Source organism: Pedobacter roseus (assembly GCF_014395225.1).
GTDB lineage: Bacteria > Bacteroidota > Bacteroidia > Sphingobacteriales > Sphingobacteriaceae > Pedobacter > Pedobacter roseus.
Genome location: NZ_CP060723.1, coordinates 1,427,188 through 1,444,742 on the forward strand (window position 1 = coordinate 1,427,188; position 17,555 = coordinate 1,444,742).

Genomic DNA, 17,555 nt, shown 5'->3' on the forward strand with positions numbered 1-17,555 from the left:
ATGGAGAAATAATACAATTATGAATAAAACTAAATCAATTATTTATGTTCTGGTCCCAATTTTTATATTGGGACTGGTTTCAAAATCCAAAGCGCAAGCGAAGGATCAGTTTAAAAAAACTACAAGTACTCCTGATTCCGTTTGGAAAGAACATTGGTTCGAACATCAGGAGGAACTGAAACTGGTAGAAAGCAATGCGAATGTGGCTGTTTTTTATGATAAAAACATGCCGGCGAATGTAAAATGGCCTGTTGCTATAATGGCCGGTTGCTGGGCTTATGTGAAGCGGAATTATGGAGAATTTGGCTCAGATCCGAGATTGTATGTGATCCTGCACCGTGCTATGGGTAAAGATTATGGCGGTGGTCATCCATCACCGTTTTTTGATGCCAGCCACGATTACCGCAATGTTATCGATTGTGGTTTAGCGCAATGGAATAATCCAGGTGGAGAACAGATCGGTATGCCAATCCACGAGATGGGCCACATTGTAACCAGTGCGAGCCACGGTACAAAGGGATCTCCATCGGACGCGCTGTGGGGCGATAGTAAATTTATGGAAATCTTCAATTATGATGTGCTTAAAAATATAGGCATGACCGATGAGGCCAATAGGGTATTTACACAGATGCAAACCCAGTACGACGACTTTCCAAGGTCAGGCACACAATGGTTCAAAAACTGGTTTTTCCCTATTTACAGCAAGTATGGCGAAGGAAAAGTATTGAACAGGTATTTCGAACTACTTGCAGTAAATTTTCCCAAAAGCAAAAACGGCCGCTTTAAAAGGGATCTCAATTACGGTGAATTTGTACATTTCTGGAGCGGTGCGGCAGGAGTAAACCTACAGGGCGTAGCGGCAAAGGCATTCGGCTGGCCAATGGACTACGATCTTCAGTTTAAGCAGGCACAAAAGGATTTTCCGAAACTCCCATATAAAACTGAGAGTGATAGCAGATAAAAAAATCACTCGATGATTAAAATATTCCCGCTTATCATAAGCGGAAAAAATACCCGGTGAGGACCGGTCATAACCAGCCTTAGTGAGATTTAATTCTCTATAAGCTGATTTTAGTTTGGTCAAAACATAGGTTGTGGCGGATATCCAACCTATGTTTTATTTTGTTAAAATCTACATCAAACTAATTTTATCAATCATAGATTCCATAGATCGGTCGTCTTTCCCTCGCAAGCGGGAATCTTAATGCAACCTACGTAGTTCCCAATCAAGTTGGGAATAACGATATTTCGAACGCCCCAATCCCAACTCCCTTGTTTTACAAAAAAAATGCGCACCAACAAACACTGTGTTTATTGGTGCACATATTGGTTTTGATCAAGAAAACAACCTAATCCCAAATTTTAGGGATAGAATAACGAAATGAGGACTGTTTTCTGTGTTTCCGTGGCTAAAATGTAAGCTTACTATCCTTTAATAAAAGCCAGGATATCCTTATTAATCGTGTCAGCCTCAGTAGTTGGCATACCGTGAGGGAAACCTGGATAAGAAATCAATTTTCCGTTTGGCAATAATTTTGCTGCTTTTGGAGCCTGGTTGAAAGGAACAATCTGGTCATCCTCGCCATGTAATACCAATACCGGAATTTCTACACTTTTTAAATCTTCAGTGAAATCTGATTCCGAAAAGGCTTTAATTCCCTCATAATGTGCCAATACAGAACCCATCATGCCCTGACGCCACCAGTTGTGTTTTATTCCTTCCTGAACTGTTTTGCCCTCACGGTTCCATCCGTAAAACGCTACAGGGAAATCGTAGAAATATTGTGCCCTGGTAAAACCGGTACCCTGACGGATTTCATCAAATATGGCCAATGGCACACCTTCCGGATTGCTTTCATTCTGGATCATAATTGGCGTTACCGCACTAATTAATACTGCTTTTGCAACCCGGCCTTTGCCATGTTTAGCAACATAACGGATTACTTCACCCCCACCAGTTGAGTGGCCAATGTGAATAGCGTCTTTCAAATCGAGTGCTGCTGTTAGTTCTGCAATGTCGGCTACATAAGTATCCATATCATTACCATTTGCACTTTGTCCTGAGCGGCCATGTCCACGGCGGTCATGCGCGATCACCCGGTATCCCTGTTTAAGGAAAAACATCATTTGTGTGTCCCAATCATCTCCTGATAAAGGCCATCCATGATGAAAAACGATCGGTTGACCTGTTCCCCAATCTTTGTAATAAATTTCAGTTCCGTCTTTTACTTTAATGGTACTCATAGTTTTTTTATTAGATTAAATTTTAATTATTTAAGCAGCCTTTGCGAATTAACCAGTGTAATTCGGTTGATCACTAAGCCTGGGATATTGATGAATTCAATTATTCAATTTGCAGGCCATTGTTTTAACTAATTGTTAATTAGTGCTTTATGTTTATTTTGTGCGTGCTCTATTGGCTTTATTTCGTTAATTTACGCTAATGATCCAGTAAAATCAAACAGCATAGGTTACAATTGGTTTTGTTTTGATGATCCGTACAACTGGATATGTGCAAACCATCATCAGGGGAATTTTTTGATTTGCTGTGGGCGAGGGCGCCATGGCCGTTACTCAGGTTCATCAGTACTTATCAAAACTATAATTATGGAAATTAATCAAAGTTGTAGCCATATCAAAGCTATAAAAGAGCTAAAACTGGCAAAAGAAAAGGTATGCGAACTATGTATAAAACTAGGTACAGATTGGGTACATCTCCGTACCTGCCAAACCTGTGGCGTTACTTTGTGCTGTGATTCGTCTCCGATGCAACACATGTCGCACCATTGTCGGAAAGAAAAACATCCGGTTATCATCTCATCTGAACCAGGTGAAAGATGGATTTATTGTTTTGTTGATGATGAAATAGCCGAATATTAAAAGCGTTTTGATGGGTAGGCCTAAAGCAGATAGCGTTAAGATTTGTATGCCTTTAATTTATTATTATTGCACTCTTAATCTTTGGCAGTAAGTATTTTGCTTACATGGCTTTCGTCAGAGAGCCCAAAATCTAGTGCGATTTGCTTTAAACTGAATCTACCACTTTCCATTCTTTTCCTGATCAGCGACCTGCGATAGCCCTTGATATAATCCCTCAGTGATACACCTCTATTACGTTTAAAATATGAACCGATGTAATCTTTCGAGAGGTTAAAGTGGGCGGACATCATGCTTGTTGGGGATTAAGCGATTTTATCTTTCCCGTGATTATGACTTCTTCTCAGATGCTTCAAAATCGCGGCACTCTGGCTTTCATGAGTATACAGAAACTGAAAAAATGCTTTTCAATCTATTTGATGGACAGAAAGCTAAGAGGATTATTCCGACATAATAGAGGAAATATTAAAGCTTTGTTAAAATTTAGCTGAACATGTTTATTACAGCGCACAGTAGTGTCTTGATGTTGGTCAAACAGACGGCTTAACCAGTTCAGTAAATTTCGTTCAAAACCACCTTTTGTGTTTTTATAAAACTTTATTTCTGATTATACTGTTGAAAAAGAAATTTATAAATATGGAAAATTTCAACATTACGGTAAACAGTCAGGATTTCACGGTTGAACCACAGGAAAATGGTACCTACCGCATTATGAATGGTGAAGAGAAAACGGGCGTAATTTATGCAGAGCCTTCAGATGAAGGTACTCAATGGAGAACCTTGGACGGCCTTGAGGATAGTTTTGTAGCTGAGGTAGGAAAACTGATCACCCGGCACAACCAATAAAACCTATAATATCTGGCTTTGGCTATAGGAATTTTAGTCGACCCTAAATAAACCCTTGGAATGCGGAACCTTTAATTTGGAACCACAAATGTCCTTTAAATCTAACAGAACGGTTTAGGATACCAATCTGATTAAATCACCCAAATGAAAAAAATATACTTTTTAACTGTTGCAGTTTGCCTGTTTGTTTCATCCGTAATGGCTCAAGACAAAAAAACTGGTAGTTATAATCTTTTCCGTCCGGTACCGGGAACAAAACTCCGCGATATGGAAACCGACAGGCCTGATGTGACCGAATCTCCCATTACTGTGGATGCCGGCCACTTTCAGTACGAAAGCGATCTTTTTCGTTTACAACGCGAAAGGAGTGAGCATTTGGTAAAGAATACCTATCTGTTTAACCAGGCAAACCTAAAACTAGGGCTTACCGGCTCTACTGCTTTGCAGCTTGTTGTGCAAAGCTATGTCCTGTCGAAAGAAGTTTCTGATGAGGAGGGCTCAGTTGATCATTCACACGGATTTGGTGACTTAACCTTGCGCATTAAACAGAATCTGATTGGAAATGATAAGGGGAACTTTGCCATTGCGATACTACCGTATGTTAAATTTCCAACTTCAGCTGTTGAAGAGGGAGAACGTTATGAAGGGGGGCTTATCCTGCCCATGTCTCTAAAGCTTCCCGGTGACTGGAGGTTAGGGATGCAGGTTGAAGCTGACCGCTTACAGGACAGTGAAGGTTCTGCCATGCATACGCAACTACTGGAATCGCTGACCATCGCCCATAAAATCTGTAATCATCTTGAGGCTACTGCTGAGACCTATTATACCTACGACACCAAGATACACCAATGGAACAACTTTCTAAATGCAGCCTTACAGGTTGAGGTCGCAAAAGACGTTAAACTCGACGGAGGTCTGAACTACGGATTGCAGCATGATGCGATGAAAAGTTATTTTGTTGGACTTTCTTTTAGGCTGTAGTTAATATGACCCTTTTAGTCTTATTTATTATAATCCGGTGACAAGATTTGATTAAACCATGCAATTACTAACTACTATCTAAAGATCCTGTTTTCTGTCGCTTGCATGCTTTAATTTGGGGATGTGGACTGACAGTTAAACTCAAAGTTTGGTTTTTCATTTTTATTTGCTGCCAGGTTATCACCCCTAAGTTGTATTTTATCACACCATAATATTTATTATTAATTTTGACCGCTATGTAGAAGCAGTATACGCTGATTTGCCCAGAATGTTAACCTGTAAATTAATTTGCCTCTATTTATCTTTTTTAAAAGATTAATTTAATTTCGTGTTTCAAAAAATTAAATAAAAAATCTGCTAATATGGACAAACATTCCGATAGACCTAAAATGGATCCTCAGGCTGCTTATGCAAGTGAAGAACGTTTTAAGGCTCTGGTTAATGCGACATCTGATGTTATTTATAGTTTAAGTGCCGATTGGGAAATCATGAGGGAGCTTGATGGCAGGGGGTTTTTGAAGGATGCAACAGAACCTACTACTGCATGGAAATCCAGGAATATTCACCCTGAGCATAGGGAACTTGTCGATAATACGATAGCGGAAGCGATCCGTTTTAAAAAAATATTTCAACTCGAGCATAAGGTTCTGCGTGCTGACGGAAGCCCAGGCTGGACTTTCTCCCGCGCGGTACCGATATTGAATGAACATGGAGAAATTTTAGAATGGTTTGGCACGGCTAGCGATATCACCGAGCGCAAAAATGCAGAATCCGCGCTGCGCGAAATAAGGGAACGGTCAGATCAGCAGAAAAGGGTATATGAAACAATCACCTCTACCACGCCCGACCTCATGTACGTATTTGATCTTGAATATAGATTTACCTATGCCAATAAAGCCCTTCTTTCTATGTGGGGCAGATCATGGGATGATGCTATCGGAAAGGGACTGCTGGAGAACGGATATGAACCATGGCATGCTCAAATGCATCAACGGGAAATAGATCAGGTAAGGGCAACAGGAAAGCCCATACGTGGGGAAGTGTCCTTTCCGCATGCTACACTCGGCATTCGGGTTTATGACTATATACTAACTCCAGTTTTTAACGAGGAAGGCCTGGTGGAGGCTGTTGCGGGCACTACCCGTGACGTTACCGACAGAAAGGAATCTGAACAAAAGTTACAGGAAAGCGCCGAAGAGTTTCAGGCCATAAATGAAGAATATGCCACCATCAATGAAGAGCTCGCAGCCTCCAATGAGGAACTGACCTCGACCATTGACGAACTGGCTCAGGTAAATAGTGAGCTGATCGCCTCACAGGATATTATTGAAGAGGGAAGAACTGCGTTGCGCCTGGCCATAGATGCTGCCAATTTCGGGACATGGTTTATACATTCGGTTACCAGGGAATTTGTAACTGACGCCCGTCTGAAGGAACTTTTTGGCTATTTTCCGGATGAAGATCTGAGTATTGAACAGGCTTTGGCACAGATTACAGAGGAATACCGGGGGATGGTAGCTACCAAGCTCGAAAATGCAATATATAATAACGGCGACTATGATGTTACTTATCCGGTATTGGGCTTACATGATAACAGGCTTCGCTGGTTGAGGGCCATTGGTAATCTTAAAGCAGATCGGTCCGGTAGTTTTTCCGCTTTCACCGGGGTTGTAATGGATATAACCGAAAACTATCTTGCCGTTCAGAAAATAGCAGAAGCAGAAGAAGGAATGCGGATGGCTATTGAGTCCGGTGAGCTTGCAACCTGGTATCTGAATGAGAAACTCGGTACCATTACTGCCTCTGCCCGGTTCAATCAGCTATTTGGTTTTGATATTAATGAGCAGGTTCCATACAGTGCTGCGGTAGACCAGATATTACCCGGGTATAGGGAGCTGGTTTTGCAAGCTGTGCAGGCATCATTCTCCACAGGTGCCGGATTTAATATTGAATATCCGATAACCACCTATCATGAGGGAAAGCAAAGGTGGGTCCGGTCGGTGGGCAAATTTGTTGAGGATAAAAAGAATGGTAATTACATTACCGGCGTTATGGCTGATATCTCTGAACAGAAGATGGACGAGATCCGCAAAAACGATTTTATCGGGATGGTGAGCCACGAACTTAAAACCCCTCTAACCTCTCTTTCTGCTATTATTCAGATTTCGCAGATTAAGCTAAAAAATAGTTCTGACGAATTTCTGGCTTCCGCCATGGCCAAGGCTTCCGCACAGGTTAAGCGCATGAGCGCTATGATCAATGGCTTCCTGAATATTTCCCGGCTGGAATCAGGGAAACTTTCAATTGAGAAAACATCTTTTGATATCCGGGAGCTTATAGCTGAAACCATTGAAGAGTTTGAGATCACAGCTCCGGGCCATCGCATTACCCTGGGCGACTGCGGATCGCTAATGGTCTCAGCAGACCGTGAAAAGATCCACTCGGTCATTTCCAATCTGCTTAGTAATGCAGTTAAATATTCTCCTGCAGCCTCCGAGATAAACGTAACCTGTTCTGTGCAGGGCAATGAAGTGATTTTGGGTGTAAAAGATTCAGGAATTGGAATAAATGCCCTGGATTCAGCCAAGATTTTTGAAAGGTATTTCAGGGTGGACAGTAATCAGACCCAGAATATTTCAGGATTCGGCATCGGCCTTTATTTAAGTGCAGAAGTTGTGAAATATCATGGCGGCAGGATCTGGCTTGAAAGCGAACCGGGAAGAGGATCTGTTTTTTATTTTAGCCTGCCAATAAATTAATGCCGTCTGTATTTTGACAGGTGGGACTGGCCTATAGGCTTTGGATGATATCATTTTCCAATCAAAGCAAAATTCAGACCCCGCAGGAGAAGAATATTGAGGCAATAGCCTTTGGCCTTATCGCCGTTATAAAAATCGGTAAAGGGATTCAGAAAAGAAAAAAAATGCTTGTGGTTCAGGGTTGCTTACTTTTGGTTATGTTGGGTACCGCCACATTTGTCAGGAGGTAAACCGCGGGTTTCCCTCCCGACAGAAATGATACCAAAATGAAAAATACCGCCCCATTTTGACATGGTGTACTGCCGGTACGTTTTCAGATGGAAAACAAAAAATGCGTTCAAAATTGCTGTGGATACATTAATCTGTGTTGAAAGATTTTGGGGCATTCCCTTTGCTTAATGATATCTATAAATTAAAAACGATTATCATGTTTCTCATAATCCTGGGTTTTCTTATTGTTATAATAAGTATTGTTTCTGCAAAAGGTGATACGCCCCTCACCCGGTATAGCAAACTCATCAGAATAGCAGGTATTGTCGTTATCCTGCTGGGGGCTTCGCTTTCCATGTTCAAGGTTATCCCCGCGGGACAGGTAGGGGTAAAGACACTTTATGGAAAAGTTGATAACGATGTGCTCTTCAGCGGGCTAAATATAGTTAACCCCCTTGTTGAGGTCACGACCTTTGATGTAAAGACCCAGAATTATACCATGTCAGCGGTGCATGATGAAGGTAATAAAGCTGGGGATGATGCCATTCGTATCCTCACCTCTGACGGTCTGGAGGTTACCATAGACCTGTCTGTTCTCTTTAGCGTTACCCCTAAGGATGCACCAAGAATCCTGAAAGAAATCGGGGATGATTACCTGGACAAAATTGTCCGGCCCATTGCCCGCACAGCTATCCGTGACAATGCGGTATCCTATGAGGCAGTTGCTCTGTACTCTACCAAAAGGCAGGAATTCCAGAGTAAGATCTTTTCTGCAATTGATCAAAGTTTTGCCAAACGCGGGCTAAAGCTTGAGCAACTCCTTGTCAGGAATGTTACGCTTCCCGAATCTGTCCGCAAAGCGATCGAATCGAAGATAAATGCAGAGCAGGATGCCCAGAAAATGCAGTTTGTACTGCAAAAAGAAAAACAGCTGGCCGAGCGCAAACGTATTGAGGCGCAGGGTATAGCCGATTATCAGCGCATCCTCTCAACCGGACTAAGTGATAAACAGCTCCAGTATGAATCTATCCTCGCCCAGAAAGATATCGCCCTCTCTCCCAATACCAAGATTATCATTATGGGCAATGGTAAAAATCCTGTAATATTGGGCGGTAATTAGAATCCTTTAAGTCCTTATGCTATGCCTTGATTTCCGTATGGGAGCCAGGGCATAACAGCATCGAGATCAATATCAAACAGCTTCTGGGGGATAAAGAAATACCCAAGCCCCCTGTTCCTGAGACATTTTATATTCTTTAGGCCTTTCTATTAGCGGTTTGCTTACCTTTAGTGGTGGTAATTTGATCATGTTGTTATGAGGTTAGATCTATAAGCATCTGCCCGATTGAAAATTGTTTAAATTATAATCTAAACTGTGTTCCTTTTGGGTCGCTATGAAACGTACCGGCTGGAGTAATTCTGAAACTACCAGCTGTTGCAAAAGTATCTTCCATGAACATGAAGTGATAAATCTTCTCTCCTTTTACCTTGGCAAATATTGAAAAAGGAGAAGTGACCTGTTTATTAAGTGTTTTTGAAGTGTAGGTAAATCTACCAAAGACTGCAACTTTTTCATCTTCTGAAAAGATGTCCTGCACTTCAAAATTTTGAATTGTCCAGAATTCATTAAAGCCAGCAAAAGTATCGATGAAACCTTTTGCCCCTTCGTGGTGGGTCCCTGCCCAAGGCATAATTTTCTGCAAATCAGGATTATCGAAGTTTAATGAGATATAAGTTACTTTGGGATCAACAACCGATTCAATAACGTCGGGATTGGTAGTATTTGCTAAAAAAAGGTTGATAATTTCTTTTGGTGTTTTCATTTACATATTTAAAATTTGGGGAAAAGCTGGACTTTCTGAGTCAATGGTAATGTTAGAAAAGATTAAAATTCGGCCACAGCCAATAATTCTGACTATCCTTATGGTCGTCGTAAAACCTATCTTTGCTGACTTGATTTTGTTCTTGTCAATAGGTTAGCATTAATTTTAGGCAAAGTTATATTGTAGAAGTATACCAAAAAGGTATAAAAAGGTCAATTAGTGGTAAAAATGAGACACATACGACTCAACTGATTTTTTATGGTTATGATAACTGGAAGCAAAAAAACTTAGGTAGCTTTTTGCAATTCTGGCTGTTGCCTAAGCTGTAGACCGGAATAGGTGCAGACTTTTCGCTCATAGGGTAAAGATAATACAAAATCAATTGGTCAGGTGCTCCCCCGGCAGGCTGCAAAATCGAGTATCCAAATTATATTTACCTACAGCATCCATATCTTTACCCCTCAAAATCAGTGTTTTCGGCTAAAGAGGATCATATAGTTTTTTGAGGTAGAATAAGTAAACTTTATTGCCAATCTGCTATTGGAGTATTCAAAGCTTTTAACCTCGTTTGTGGAATGCTCCCTGTCAAGTTTAAGGCCAAGGTTTGATATCTGTTTCTGCAGATTGTCAACAAAAGAAGAATCTCTCGATTTATAATATAAATCCGTATTGATTTTTCCTGGTTCTGTTTCGAATCCCATACCGGTAATCACTTCTTCCTCAGCTGCTTTTCCGCGGTTCAAAAAGTAATGGTAAACGGTAAACTCCGCAGGGGTTGCCTGTTTAAAGGCTTTGTAATTTTTTTCTTTGGTCAGGAAGCTATTCACCTCCTTGTAGGGAGCATCGTAAATGATCATGAGATCGGTTAGGCTAACGGACTGGGAAAAGGCGGCCAGGGATAACATGGTCAGAACCGGGAGGATAAGTGTCTTTTTCAAATGTATCTATTTTGACCGCTAAAATAGCGATAGGCATTTAAATTTAATATTAATTATTGTACCTGGATTTATCACTTTTGCCCGGAATTTCCCTTTGCCGTTATAGACAATCGTGTCGCCAAGCCTACCCATTTACAGCATTCCAATATTCTGTTAAAGAGTAACAAAAAACTTTAAGTAGAAGAACAATAACGTTTTAGTGATGTTAAGCAAGTACATTTAATCAATATAAAACATGATGAGCTTAACATTAGAAATTGTAGAAAAATTATCTTCGGCAGCCAAGGCCAAAGCGAAAGAGATTGGCGTTCCTATGAATATTGCTGTTGTTGATGAAGGAGCCAATTTAAAAGCCTTTCACAGGATGGATAACGCGTGGCTAGGATCAATTGATATTTCCATTAAAAAAGCCAAAACTGCGAGGTTTTTTGATATGGATTCAGGCGAAATTGGAAAGCTTTCACAACCTGGGCAGCCTTTATACAATATTGAGCATTCAAATGGCGGCCTGATCACGTTCCCGGGCGGCGTGGTTTTGAAAGATGAAACCGGTGTGGTAATAGGTGCTATCGGAGTTTCAGGCGGAACTGTTGATCAGGATCACGAAGTGGCGACTGCAGGTGCTGAAGCGTTAAAGTGATAATGTAAAATGTTAGGAGAAATGTTCCTAACATTTTATAATTTTAGCCATGGAAGATCGCCCTGTCGGTTAATAAAAAGCTTCCTCCTGACAGAATTCTTCAGGATGGCGAATTTTATTGGGATTAACATGGCATTTTAACATTTTGATAATTACCTAACAGCAACAAATGATATTTTTAAAGCTTAGATGGTCCCTTTTTTTTATTTTACTTGGTGTCACCACCGGTTCTTTTGCACAAAACCTGATTTTGCCTGGCGAAGAGGTGTTATTTTCTTTTGAAACCCGGAATGGCAAGAAATTAACATTAAACAAAAGCAAAGCGGATAATAACATTGTTTACAGGTTTGGTACGAAAGACAAAGTTGAATTAGAATTTCAGGGTAAATCAAAGAGCAGCCGCAAGGATTTTAAGTATTCATTCTACATGCGTGGGGGTGGAGTACAAAATGAAGGGATGGATCTGAATTACGTTTATTTTAGCAATAACGGTTTCAAGTATGTTGTTTATGAAACTTATGAAGCTGTTGGTAATAAGCAGGAGATCGGTGTGAAAATCATCAATCTTAAAACACAAAAGACAACAGATATAAAGGGCGATTTGAAAACACGCAAAGGAACCCTGACAGATTTTAGGTTCAATAAATTTTTGGAGATTGGGGACGAACTGTTCGAATGACAAATCAGGTCTGATTACAGTTCTGTAGAGGATTAGTGCTGCAATGCCATTTAAACCGCTGAGACTTCTCAGTGATGCATTCCCGCTGATATATTAAATTGATGCGCAAGGATTGTACACTGGTATAGTGCTTTGCACCAGGGGCAACAAATTGCTCCCGGGTCGTACATTTTTAAATATGGGTAATATATTCTATTTTTACTCATCGATGATTTCAGATTATTCCATATATGATGATAGTAAATTAACTTCGCTATTGATAGAACGGGATAACAGAGCTTTTTCTGAGATTTACAGCAGGTACTGGCCAATATTGTATAAACATGCTTTCAGGATGCTCAAAGAAGAAAATGAAAGTGAGGATGTTGTGCAGGAAGTATTCACAAAACTTTGGCATAAAGCTCCGTCTCTTCAGGCCGATATTTCAATCGGTGCTTATCTTTATATCTCTACAAGAAATGCAATCCTAAATTTTTTTAGCAAAAATAAGGTTCATCATGCTTATCTGGAAGATCTTGGTCACTTTCTCGAACAGGCGCATGAAATTACCGATCACCGTATCCGGGAGCGCATACTCTCCAAATTGATTGAGGCCGAAATTGAAAAGTTACCACCGCGAATGCGGGAAGTGTTTGAGTTGAAACGCAACCAAAACTTATCCTACAGGGAAATCGCTGGCGTGATGAATATTTCTGAACTTACTGTAAAAACGCAGATGAATAAGGCAATATCCACTTTACGCAATAAGTTTGGCAACCACCTGCCATTGTTTCTCATGTCATTATAACCCAATATGGCGATAAATTAATAAAAAGTTAATTTATTTTTAATATGGAATACAACATTGCCTCGAGCTGCCTGTCTTACTATTATACTACCTGTAATAAGCATGAGCAAACTAAACGTGAGACAATTTATACGAGACTACCTGGATGGTAAACTTTCTGCTAAACAAAGTGCCCGGCTGGAAACCTGGTATTTGTTAAAAGCTGAGGAAAGTAGCACACCCGAACCACAGATAGACTATGTAGGGCTGGAAGCAAAAATCTGGTCTAAAATTCTTGATGAAGTTTCTGAACCATTACCTGATGTACTTAAAGTTAAAAAACTAAACAATACCTATAGGAAACTGATAACGATTGGGATTGCTGCCAGCATTTTATTGATTTCCGGAGTTGGCTATTTGCTTTTCAGAAGTAAAACTAACGATCAGTTTGTAGTCGCCAAACAGTATGACCTGCCTGCAGGTACAAATAAGGCTATGCTTACCTTATCTGATGGTAGCGTAATTGATCTAAACAAAGACATTGTAGGAAAAGTTGCTACCGAAGCAGGACTGGAAATTACTAAAGCAAAAGACGGGACATTGGTTTATACGACAACTGACGCTAAGCCTAAAAGTGCAGGCTTCAATACAATCAGTACGCCTGCGGGAGGACAGTATGCTGTTATTTTACCTGACGGATCAAAGGTATGGCTAAACGCAGGATCATCCTTAAAATATCCGACAACCTTTGCTAAAAACGAACGAAGCGTAATCCTCACGGGCGAAGGATACTTTGAAGTTGCACATGTAGATGGGATTAAAGGAAGGGTGCCCTTCTCTGTCTCTGTGGTTAAAGGCAATTCTCAAATGCAGAAATTGGAAGTTCTGGGAACGCATTTTAATATCAATGCTTATGCAGATGAGCCTTATGTTAAAAGTACATTATTGGAAGGAAGCGTGAAAATCGTACTCAACGATGGTAAAACCAGGTTGTTGAAACCGGGACAGCAGGCAAAGCTTAATAATCAAAATATCGATATACAATCAGCAGATACGGATATGGAAGTTGCCTGGAAAAAAGGTGAATTTGTATTTAGAGAAGATTTACGCAGCGCCATGCGCAAAGTGGCCCGTTGGTATAATGTAGAAGTGGTTTATGATGACACAGCACCAGGGAATTTAATCCTTGGCGGGTGGATGTCGAGAAGTACTAACATTTCAGAGGTACTCAATCACATCCAGCTTACAGGAAAAGTACATTTTAAACTTGAAGGAAGGAGGGTAATCGTTTCTAAATAAAGAAAAAGGATGCCAAAAAAAACCAGAAGTGCTTGGCGGCACCCCTGGATAATTTGGTAGCTGACTATAATCAATCAACTAATAACCGCATAAGGTCCTGATTTCGAAGCCCGGGCCAAATGCAATAACCAAACAAACAAATGTATAAAAATTTTACTTCACTAGGGCTGCGCAATACGCAGCTCCGTAAACTGCTACTCGTTATGCGACTAACTGCTGCGATTCTTCTGTTGGCGCTCATGCAATTAAGTGCATCAACAAAGGCACAAAAAGTTTCCATTGTTGAGAAAAATGTGCCATTAGAACGCGTACTGAAAGAGATACGTAAACAGAGCGGTTACGATATTATATACGACCTCAATATTATTCTGGATGCTAAACCGGTTTCCATCAATGTAAATCAGGTTAGTGTATATGAGGCTATTCAAAAATCATTAAATAACCAGGCCCTTACTTTTTCGCTGGATGGTAAAACTATTGTAATTACAGAAAAGAGTGTAACTGATAAACTGGTTGATATTATTAAGGCTGTTGATGTAAAGGTTACCGTACGGGATTCCTCAGGCAGGCCACTTCCGGGCGCAAATGTTTACAACAAAACAATCAATAAGATGTACACCACCGACAAAAACGGAGACTTAGTGATTAATGATGTGCCTGCCAATGGTTATGTTCTGCAAATTAATTACCTGGGCTTTAAGGGCGAGGAGATTTTCGTTGACCGGAAGACGATTACTTATTATATCACACTCAGACAGTCTTCAGCTGCGCTGGAAGAAGTATCGGTGGTCTCAAACGGATATCAAAAAATAAGTAAGGAACGTGCCGCAGGAGCTTATTCAGTTATCTCAGGCAAGGAACTGGCAGCTAACCCTGCTGTAAACATTATGGAACGTCTGGAAGGGCAGGTAGCTGGCGTAAAGTTCGATATCAAAGGCAACAGCGTTCAGATTCGCGGTGTAAATAATTATGGAGGAGGCAGTGGAATTCCTTTAATTGTTCTTGATGGATTTCCGCTGATGAATCCAAGCGATTTAGCTACCCTTACCAGACCTGTAAGTGGTAATACTTTTGGTAATTCTGTGATCAGTAGTATCAATATGGCTGATATTGAGCAGATTACTTTCTTGAAAGATGCCTCTGCTACCTCTATTTGGGGTTCGAGAGCGGCAAATGGAGTAATCGTTATTGAGACTAAAAAAGGGAAAAAAATTGCGCCTTCACTAAACGTAAGCTATCTTTTTGGTATATCAAAAAATCCTTCTATTGCCGATTTGCACTGGATGACCAGTGCGCAATACATTGATCTGGAACAGGAAATGGTTGATAAAGGGCTGCTTGTTGATCCTTTGGCAGCACCGCCGGGGAATGAAATTTATACCCCAAATAATAGTGAGGCTACAGAATGGATGTTTAGGGTTAAACGCGGTACTGCAACTGTGGCACAGCGTGATGCTGCATTAGCAGAAATCGGTTCGAGAGATGGTATGAAGCAGATCGAAAAATATTTACTTCAAAATGCTACTAATCATCAGTATAACCTTTCTTATTCAGGTGGTTCTGAAAGCAGTACCTATTACATTTCTGGAAATTATACCAAAGATAACCCAATATTTAAAAGTAATTATGGAGACAATGCCTTTGTAAATGCAAATACTTCCACTGATTTTTTTAACAAAAAAATAACTTTAAGGGCGCTGTTTAATTATCAATATTCTAAATCACAATACAATGCTGCCGCAGTAAATGCACTATCAGTAAGCACTACGGCATTACGCCCTTATGATTTATTGCAGGATGCAAATGGCAATAGTATAGGCAGAAATGTTATCATTACCGATGTTTTAGCCAATAAAATGGTAGGTCAGGGTTATTTGCCATTTACCTACAATACACTTGATGAGTTAAATTATTCAAATTCTATCGCTAAAAACAACGTACTCAGAATGAGTGCTGGTTTAAATGGTAAAATCGCTAAATGGCTAAATGCTGATGTTTCGATATCTAATCAACGTCAGTTCAGTAATTCCTATACGCTTGATGACTTGAATAGTTATGCAGCAAGGATACTGATCAATACATATACTCCTAATGGTAAAGCCATAAATACGTTTAACTATGGCGGGCGTTACATCACTTACGGAACTACTTCATCAGAACTGTCACTGCGCGGACAGTTAAATTCAGATTTTACGATAGCTGGCAAACACCAGTTTAATGCCATCGCTGGTGCCGAAATTAGAGAAACCAATTCTGACGGTACATCCGAAACCAGATATGGTTACAATGCAGATACGCGTACTATTGCAACTGTTAACCCTACACAACAGTATCCAACCATGTATGGCTATACGCAATCGTTGGGTGCCAATTTAAGCAATTTGATTGCTTACCGTAAGAGATATCTATCGTATTATAGTAATGCATCATACAGTTACCTGGATAAATACTTTGTTACGGGTAGTGTACGTTTTGATGATTATACGCTATTGGGACTAGACAGGAGTAAGAGGGCCAGGCCATTTTGGTCAGTTGGCTTAAGATGGAACGCCAATAAAGAAGAATTTTTCCAGGATTTAAATTGGTTAGATGCATTTAGTGTGCGTGCAACTTTAGGAACCAGTGGAGTGGTACCTCAGGCAGGTACAAATGTACCCATCATTAATGTTTCTGGTACCGATGTTAGAACCGGCCAACCTGTGGCCAATATCGAAACGCCGGCCAATTCGGATTTGGGTTGGGAAACCACAAAAATGGCAAACTTAGGTATCGACTTCGGCATTTTAAAAGGAAGGCTAAATGGAAGTGTTGATGTGTATACGAAAAGAACCGTCGGCATTTTGGCATCCTTCCCTTATAATGCCACTTACGGCTGGTCTAACTTATCGTTCAACAGCGGAACTTTGAGTGGCCATGGTTATGAATTCTCCATAAATGGCGAATTGATAAGAGCAGGAAAATTCAGCTGGAAATCAGTATTAAATTTTGGCTATACCACCAATACGGTTACAGATCAGCGGTATGAAAACAATGCCAGTAATATCGCCGGAACATTAACCAATATACAAGGTATGCCACTAGGCTCCCTTTATGTTTACCGCTGGGCGGGATTAGACAATAAAGGCCAGTCACAAATTTACGATCGCAACAACAATATCATCAATAACACCACTAACCTCACTACTGCCTTTACAAAAGAAGATTTGGTTTACGTTGGTAATAGGTATGCGCCTTACAGCACTGGTTTTAACCATAATTTCAGATATGGTCAGTTAGAATTAGGGGTGAGATTTGTAGGCTATTTTGGGCATGTTTTCTTAAAAAATGCAGTAACCAATTACCCAACAACTTCAGATTTTGCCTATAACGGCGTTTTAGGTAGACAGGGCGAACTGGCTGATCGCTGGCGGAAACCAGGTGATGAAGCTTTTACCGATGTTCCAGGCATAACAGGCGTGAACTTTAACAGCATTAACCGCTACCGTTTTTCAGATGCATTGGTTCGAAAAGCGGATAACATCCGTTTACAACAGATTTCTCTTGCTTACATCGTTCCGCAACGCTTCCTGCCCCGCAACTTTGTGAAATCTTTGTCACTATCGGCAAACGTGCGTAACGTAGGGATTGTTTGGCGGGCAAACAAGGATGGCATAGATCCTGAATTTATTAATACAGGAAATTTTGGTAGCGTAACACCTACGCCAGGTTATGTTTTTGGAATTAACGCAACGCTGTAA

The 17,555-nt window shown here is 40.5% G+C and carries 15 protein-coding genes; 11 read left to right on the forward strand and 4 right to left on the reverse strand.

The window, feature by feature from the left end:
* Positions 1-19: 19 nt before the first annotated feature.
* Complete coding sequence (locus tag H9L23_RS06355) at positions 20-961, forward strand: hypothetical protein (RefSeq protein WP_187594174.1); 942 nt, start codon at positions 20-22, stop codon at positions 959-961.
* 464 nt (positions 962-1,425) lie between these two features.
* Here H9L23_RS06355 and H9L23_RS06360 read toward each other — a convergent pair whose 3' ends face one another.
* Positions 1,426-2,244, reverse strand: coding sequence for an alpha/beta fold hydrolase (locus tag H9L23_RS06360; RefSeq protein WP_187594175.1), 819 nt, complete (start codon positions 2,242-2,244; stop codon positions 1,426-1,428).
* A gap of 363 nt (positions 2,245-2,607) precedes the next feature.
* Here H9L23_RS06360 and H9L23_RS06365 point away from each other — a divergent pair, with 363 nt between their 5' ends.
* A complete protein-coding gene (locus H9L23_RS06365; protein WP_187594176.1) occupies positions 2,608-2,880 on the forward strand; it encodes a UBP-type zinc finger domain-containing protein in 273 nt (90 codons plus the stop codon).
* A 74-nt stretch (positions 2,881-2,954) separates the two neighbouring features.
* Here H9L23_RS06365 and H9L23_RS06370 read toward each other — a convergent pair whose 3' ends face one another.
* Entirely contained in the window at positions 2,955-3,170 is a 216-nt protein-coding gene (locus H9L23_RS06370) for a helix-turn-helix domain-containing protein (protein WP_187594177.1), read from the reverse strand.
* Positions 3,171-3,513: 343 nt separating this feature from the next.
* Between H9L23_RS06370 and H9L23_RS06375 the strand changes: the two genes are divergently transcribed.
* From H9L23_RS06375 to H9L23_RS06390, 4 genes are all read left to right on the forward strand, one after another.
* The gene (locus H9L23_RS06375) at positions 3,514-3,723 is read left to right on the forward strand and encodes a hypothetical protein (RefSeq protein ID WP_187594178.1); all 210 of its coding nucleotides are present in this window, start codon (positions 3,514-3,516) and stop codon (positions 3,721-3,723) included.
* 144 nt (positions 3,724-3,867) lie between these two features.
* Positions 3,868-4,704: a transporter gene (locus H9L23_RS06380; RefSeq protein WP_187594179.1), complete on the forward strand. Its 837-nt coding sequence runs from the start codon at positions 3,868-3,870 to the stop codon at positions 4,702-4,704.
* 362 nt (positions 4,705-5,066) lie between these two features.
* Positions 5,067-7,463, forward strand: coding sequence for a PAS domain-containing sensor histidine kinase (locus H9L23_RS06385; protein ID WP_187594180.1), 2,397 nt, complete (start codon positions 5,067-5,069; stop codon positions 7,461-7,463).
* 364 nt (positions 7,464-7,827) lie between these two features.
* Positions 7,828-8,793 carry a prohibitin family protein gene (locus tag H9L23_RS06390; protein WP_246474866.1) on the forward strand — a complete coding sequence of 322 codons (966 nt, stop codon included), beginning with the start codon at positions 7,828-7,830 and terminating at the stop codon, positions 8,791-8,793.
* 241 nt (positions 8,794-9,034) lie between these two features.
* Here H9L23_RS06390 and H9L23_RS06395 read toward each other — a convergent pair whose 3' ends face one another.
* On the reverse strand, positions 9,035-9,496 hold the full coding sequence (locus H9L23_RS06395; protein WP_187594181.1) for a nuclear transport factor 2 family protein: 462 nt from the start codon (positions 9,494-9,496) through the stop codon (positions 9,035-9,037).
* A 467-nt stretch (positions 9,497-9,963) separates the two neighbouring features.
* Complete coding sequence (locus tag H9L23_RS06400) at positions 9,964-10,353, reverse strand: hypothetical protein (RefSeq protein WP_187594182.1); 390 nt, start codon at positions 10,351-10,353, stop codon at positions 9,964-9,966.
* A gap of 316 nt (positions 10,354-10,669) precedes the next feature.
* Here H9L23_RS06400 and H9L23_RS06405 point away from each other — a divergent pair, with 316 nt between their 5' ends.
* The 5 genes from H9L23_RS06405 (at position 10,670) to H9L23_RS06425 (ending at position 17,555) form a co-directional block, all read left to right on the forward strand.
* The gene (locus H9L23_RS06405; RefSeq protein WP_246474867.1) at positions 10,670-11,074 is read left to right on the forward strand and encodes a GlcG/HbpS family heme-binding protein; all 405 of its coding nucleotides are present in this window, start codon (positions 10,670-10,672) and stop codon (positions 11,072-11,074) included.
* A gap of 169 nt (positions 11,075-11,243) precedes the next feature.
* On the forward strand, positions 11,244-11,753 hold the full coding sequence (locus H9L23_RS06410) for a hypothetical protein (protein ID WP_187594183.1): 510 nt from the start codon (positions 11,244-11,246) through the stop codon (positions 11,751-11,753).
* A 178-nt stretch (positions 11,754-11,931) separates the two neighbouring features.
* Entirely contained in the window at positions 11,932-12,540 is a 609-nt protein-coding gene (locus tag H9L23_RS06415; RefSeq protein ID WP_187594184.1) for an RNA polymerase sigma factor, read from the forward strand.
* A gap of 102 nt (positions 12,541-12,642) precedes the next feature.
* A complete protein-coding gene (locus tag H9L23_RS06420) occupies positions 12,643-13,818 on the forward strand; it encodes a FecR family protein (protein WP_187594185.1) in 1,176 nt (391 codons plus the stop codon).
* A gap of 140 nt (positions 13,819-13,958) precedes the next feature.
* Positions 13,959-17,555: a SusC/RagA family TonB-linked outer membrane protein gene (locus H9L23_RS06425; RefSeq protein ID WP_187594186.1), complete on the forward strand. Its 3,597-nt coding sequence runs from the start codon at positions 13,959-13,961 to the stop codon at positions 17,553-17,555.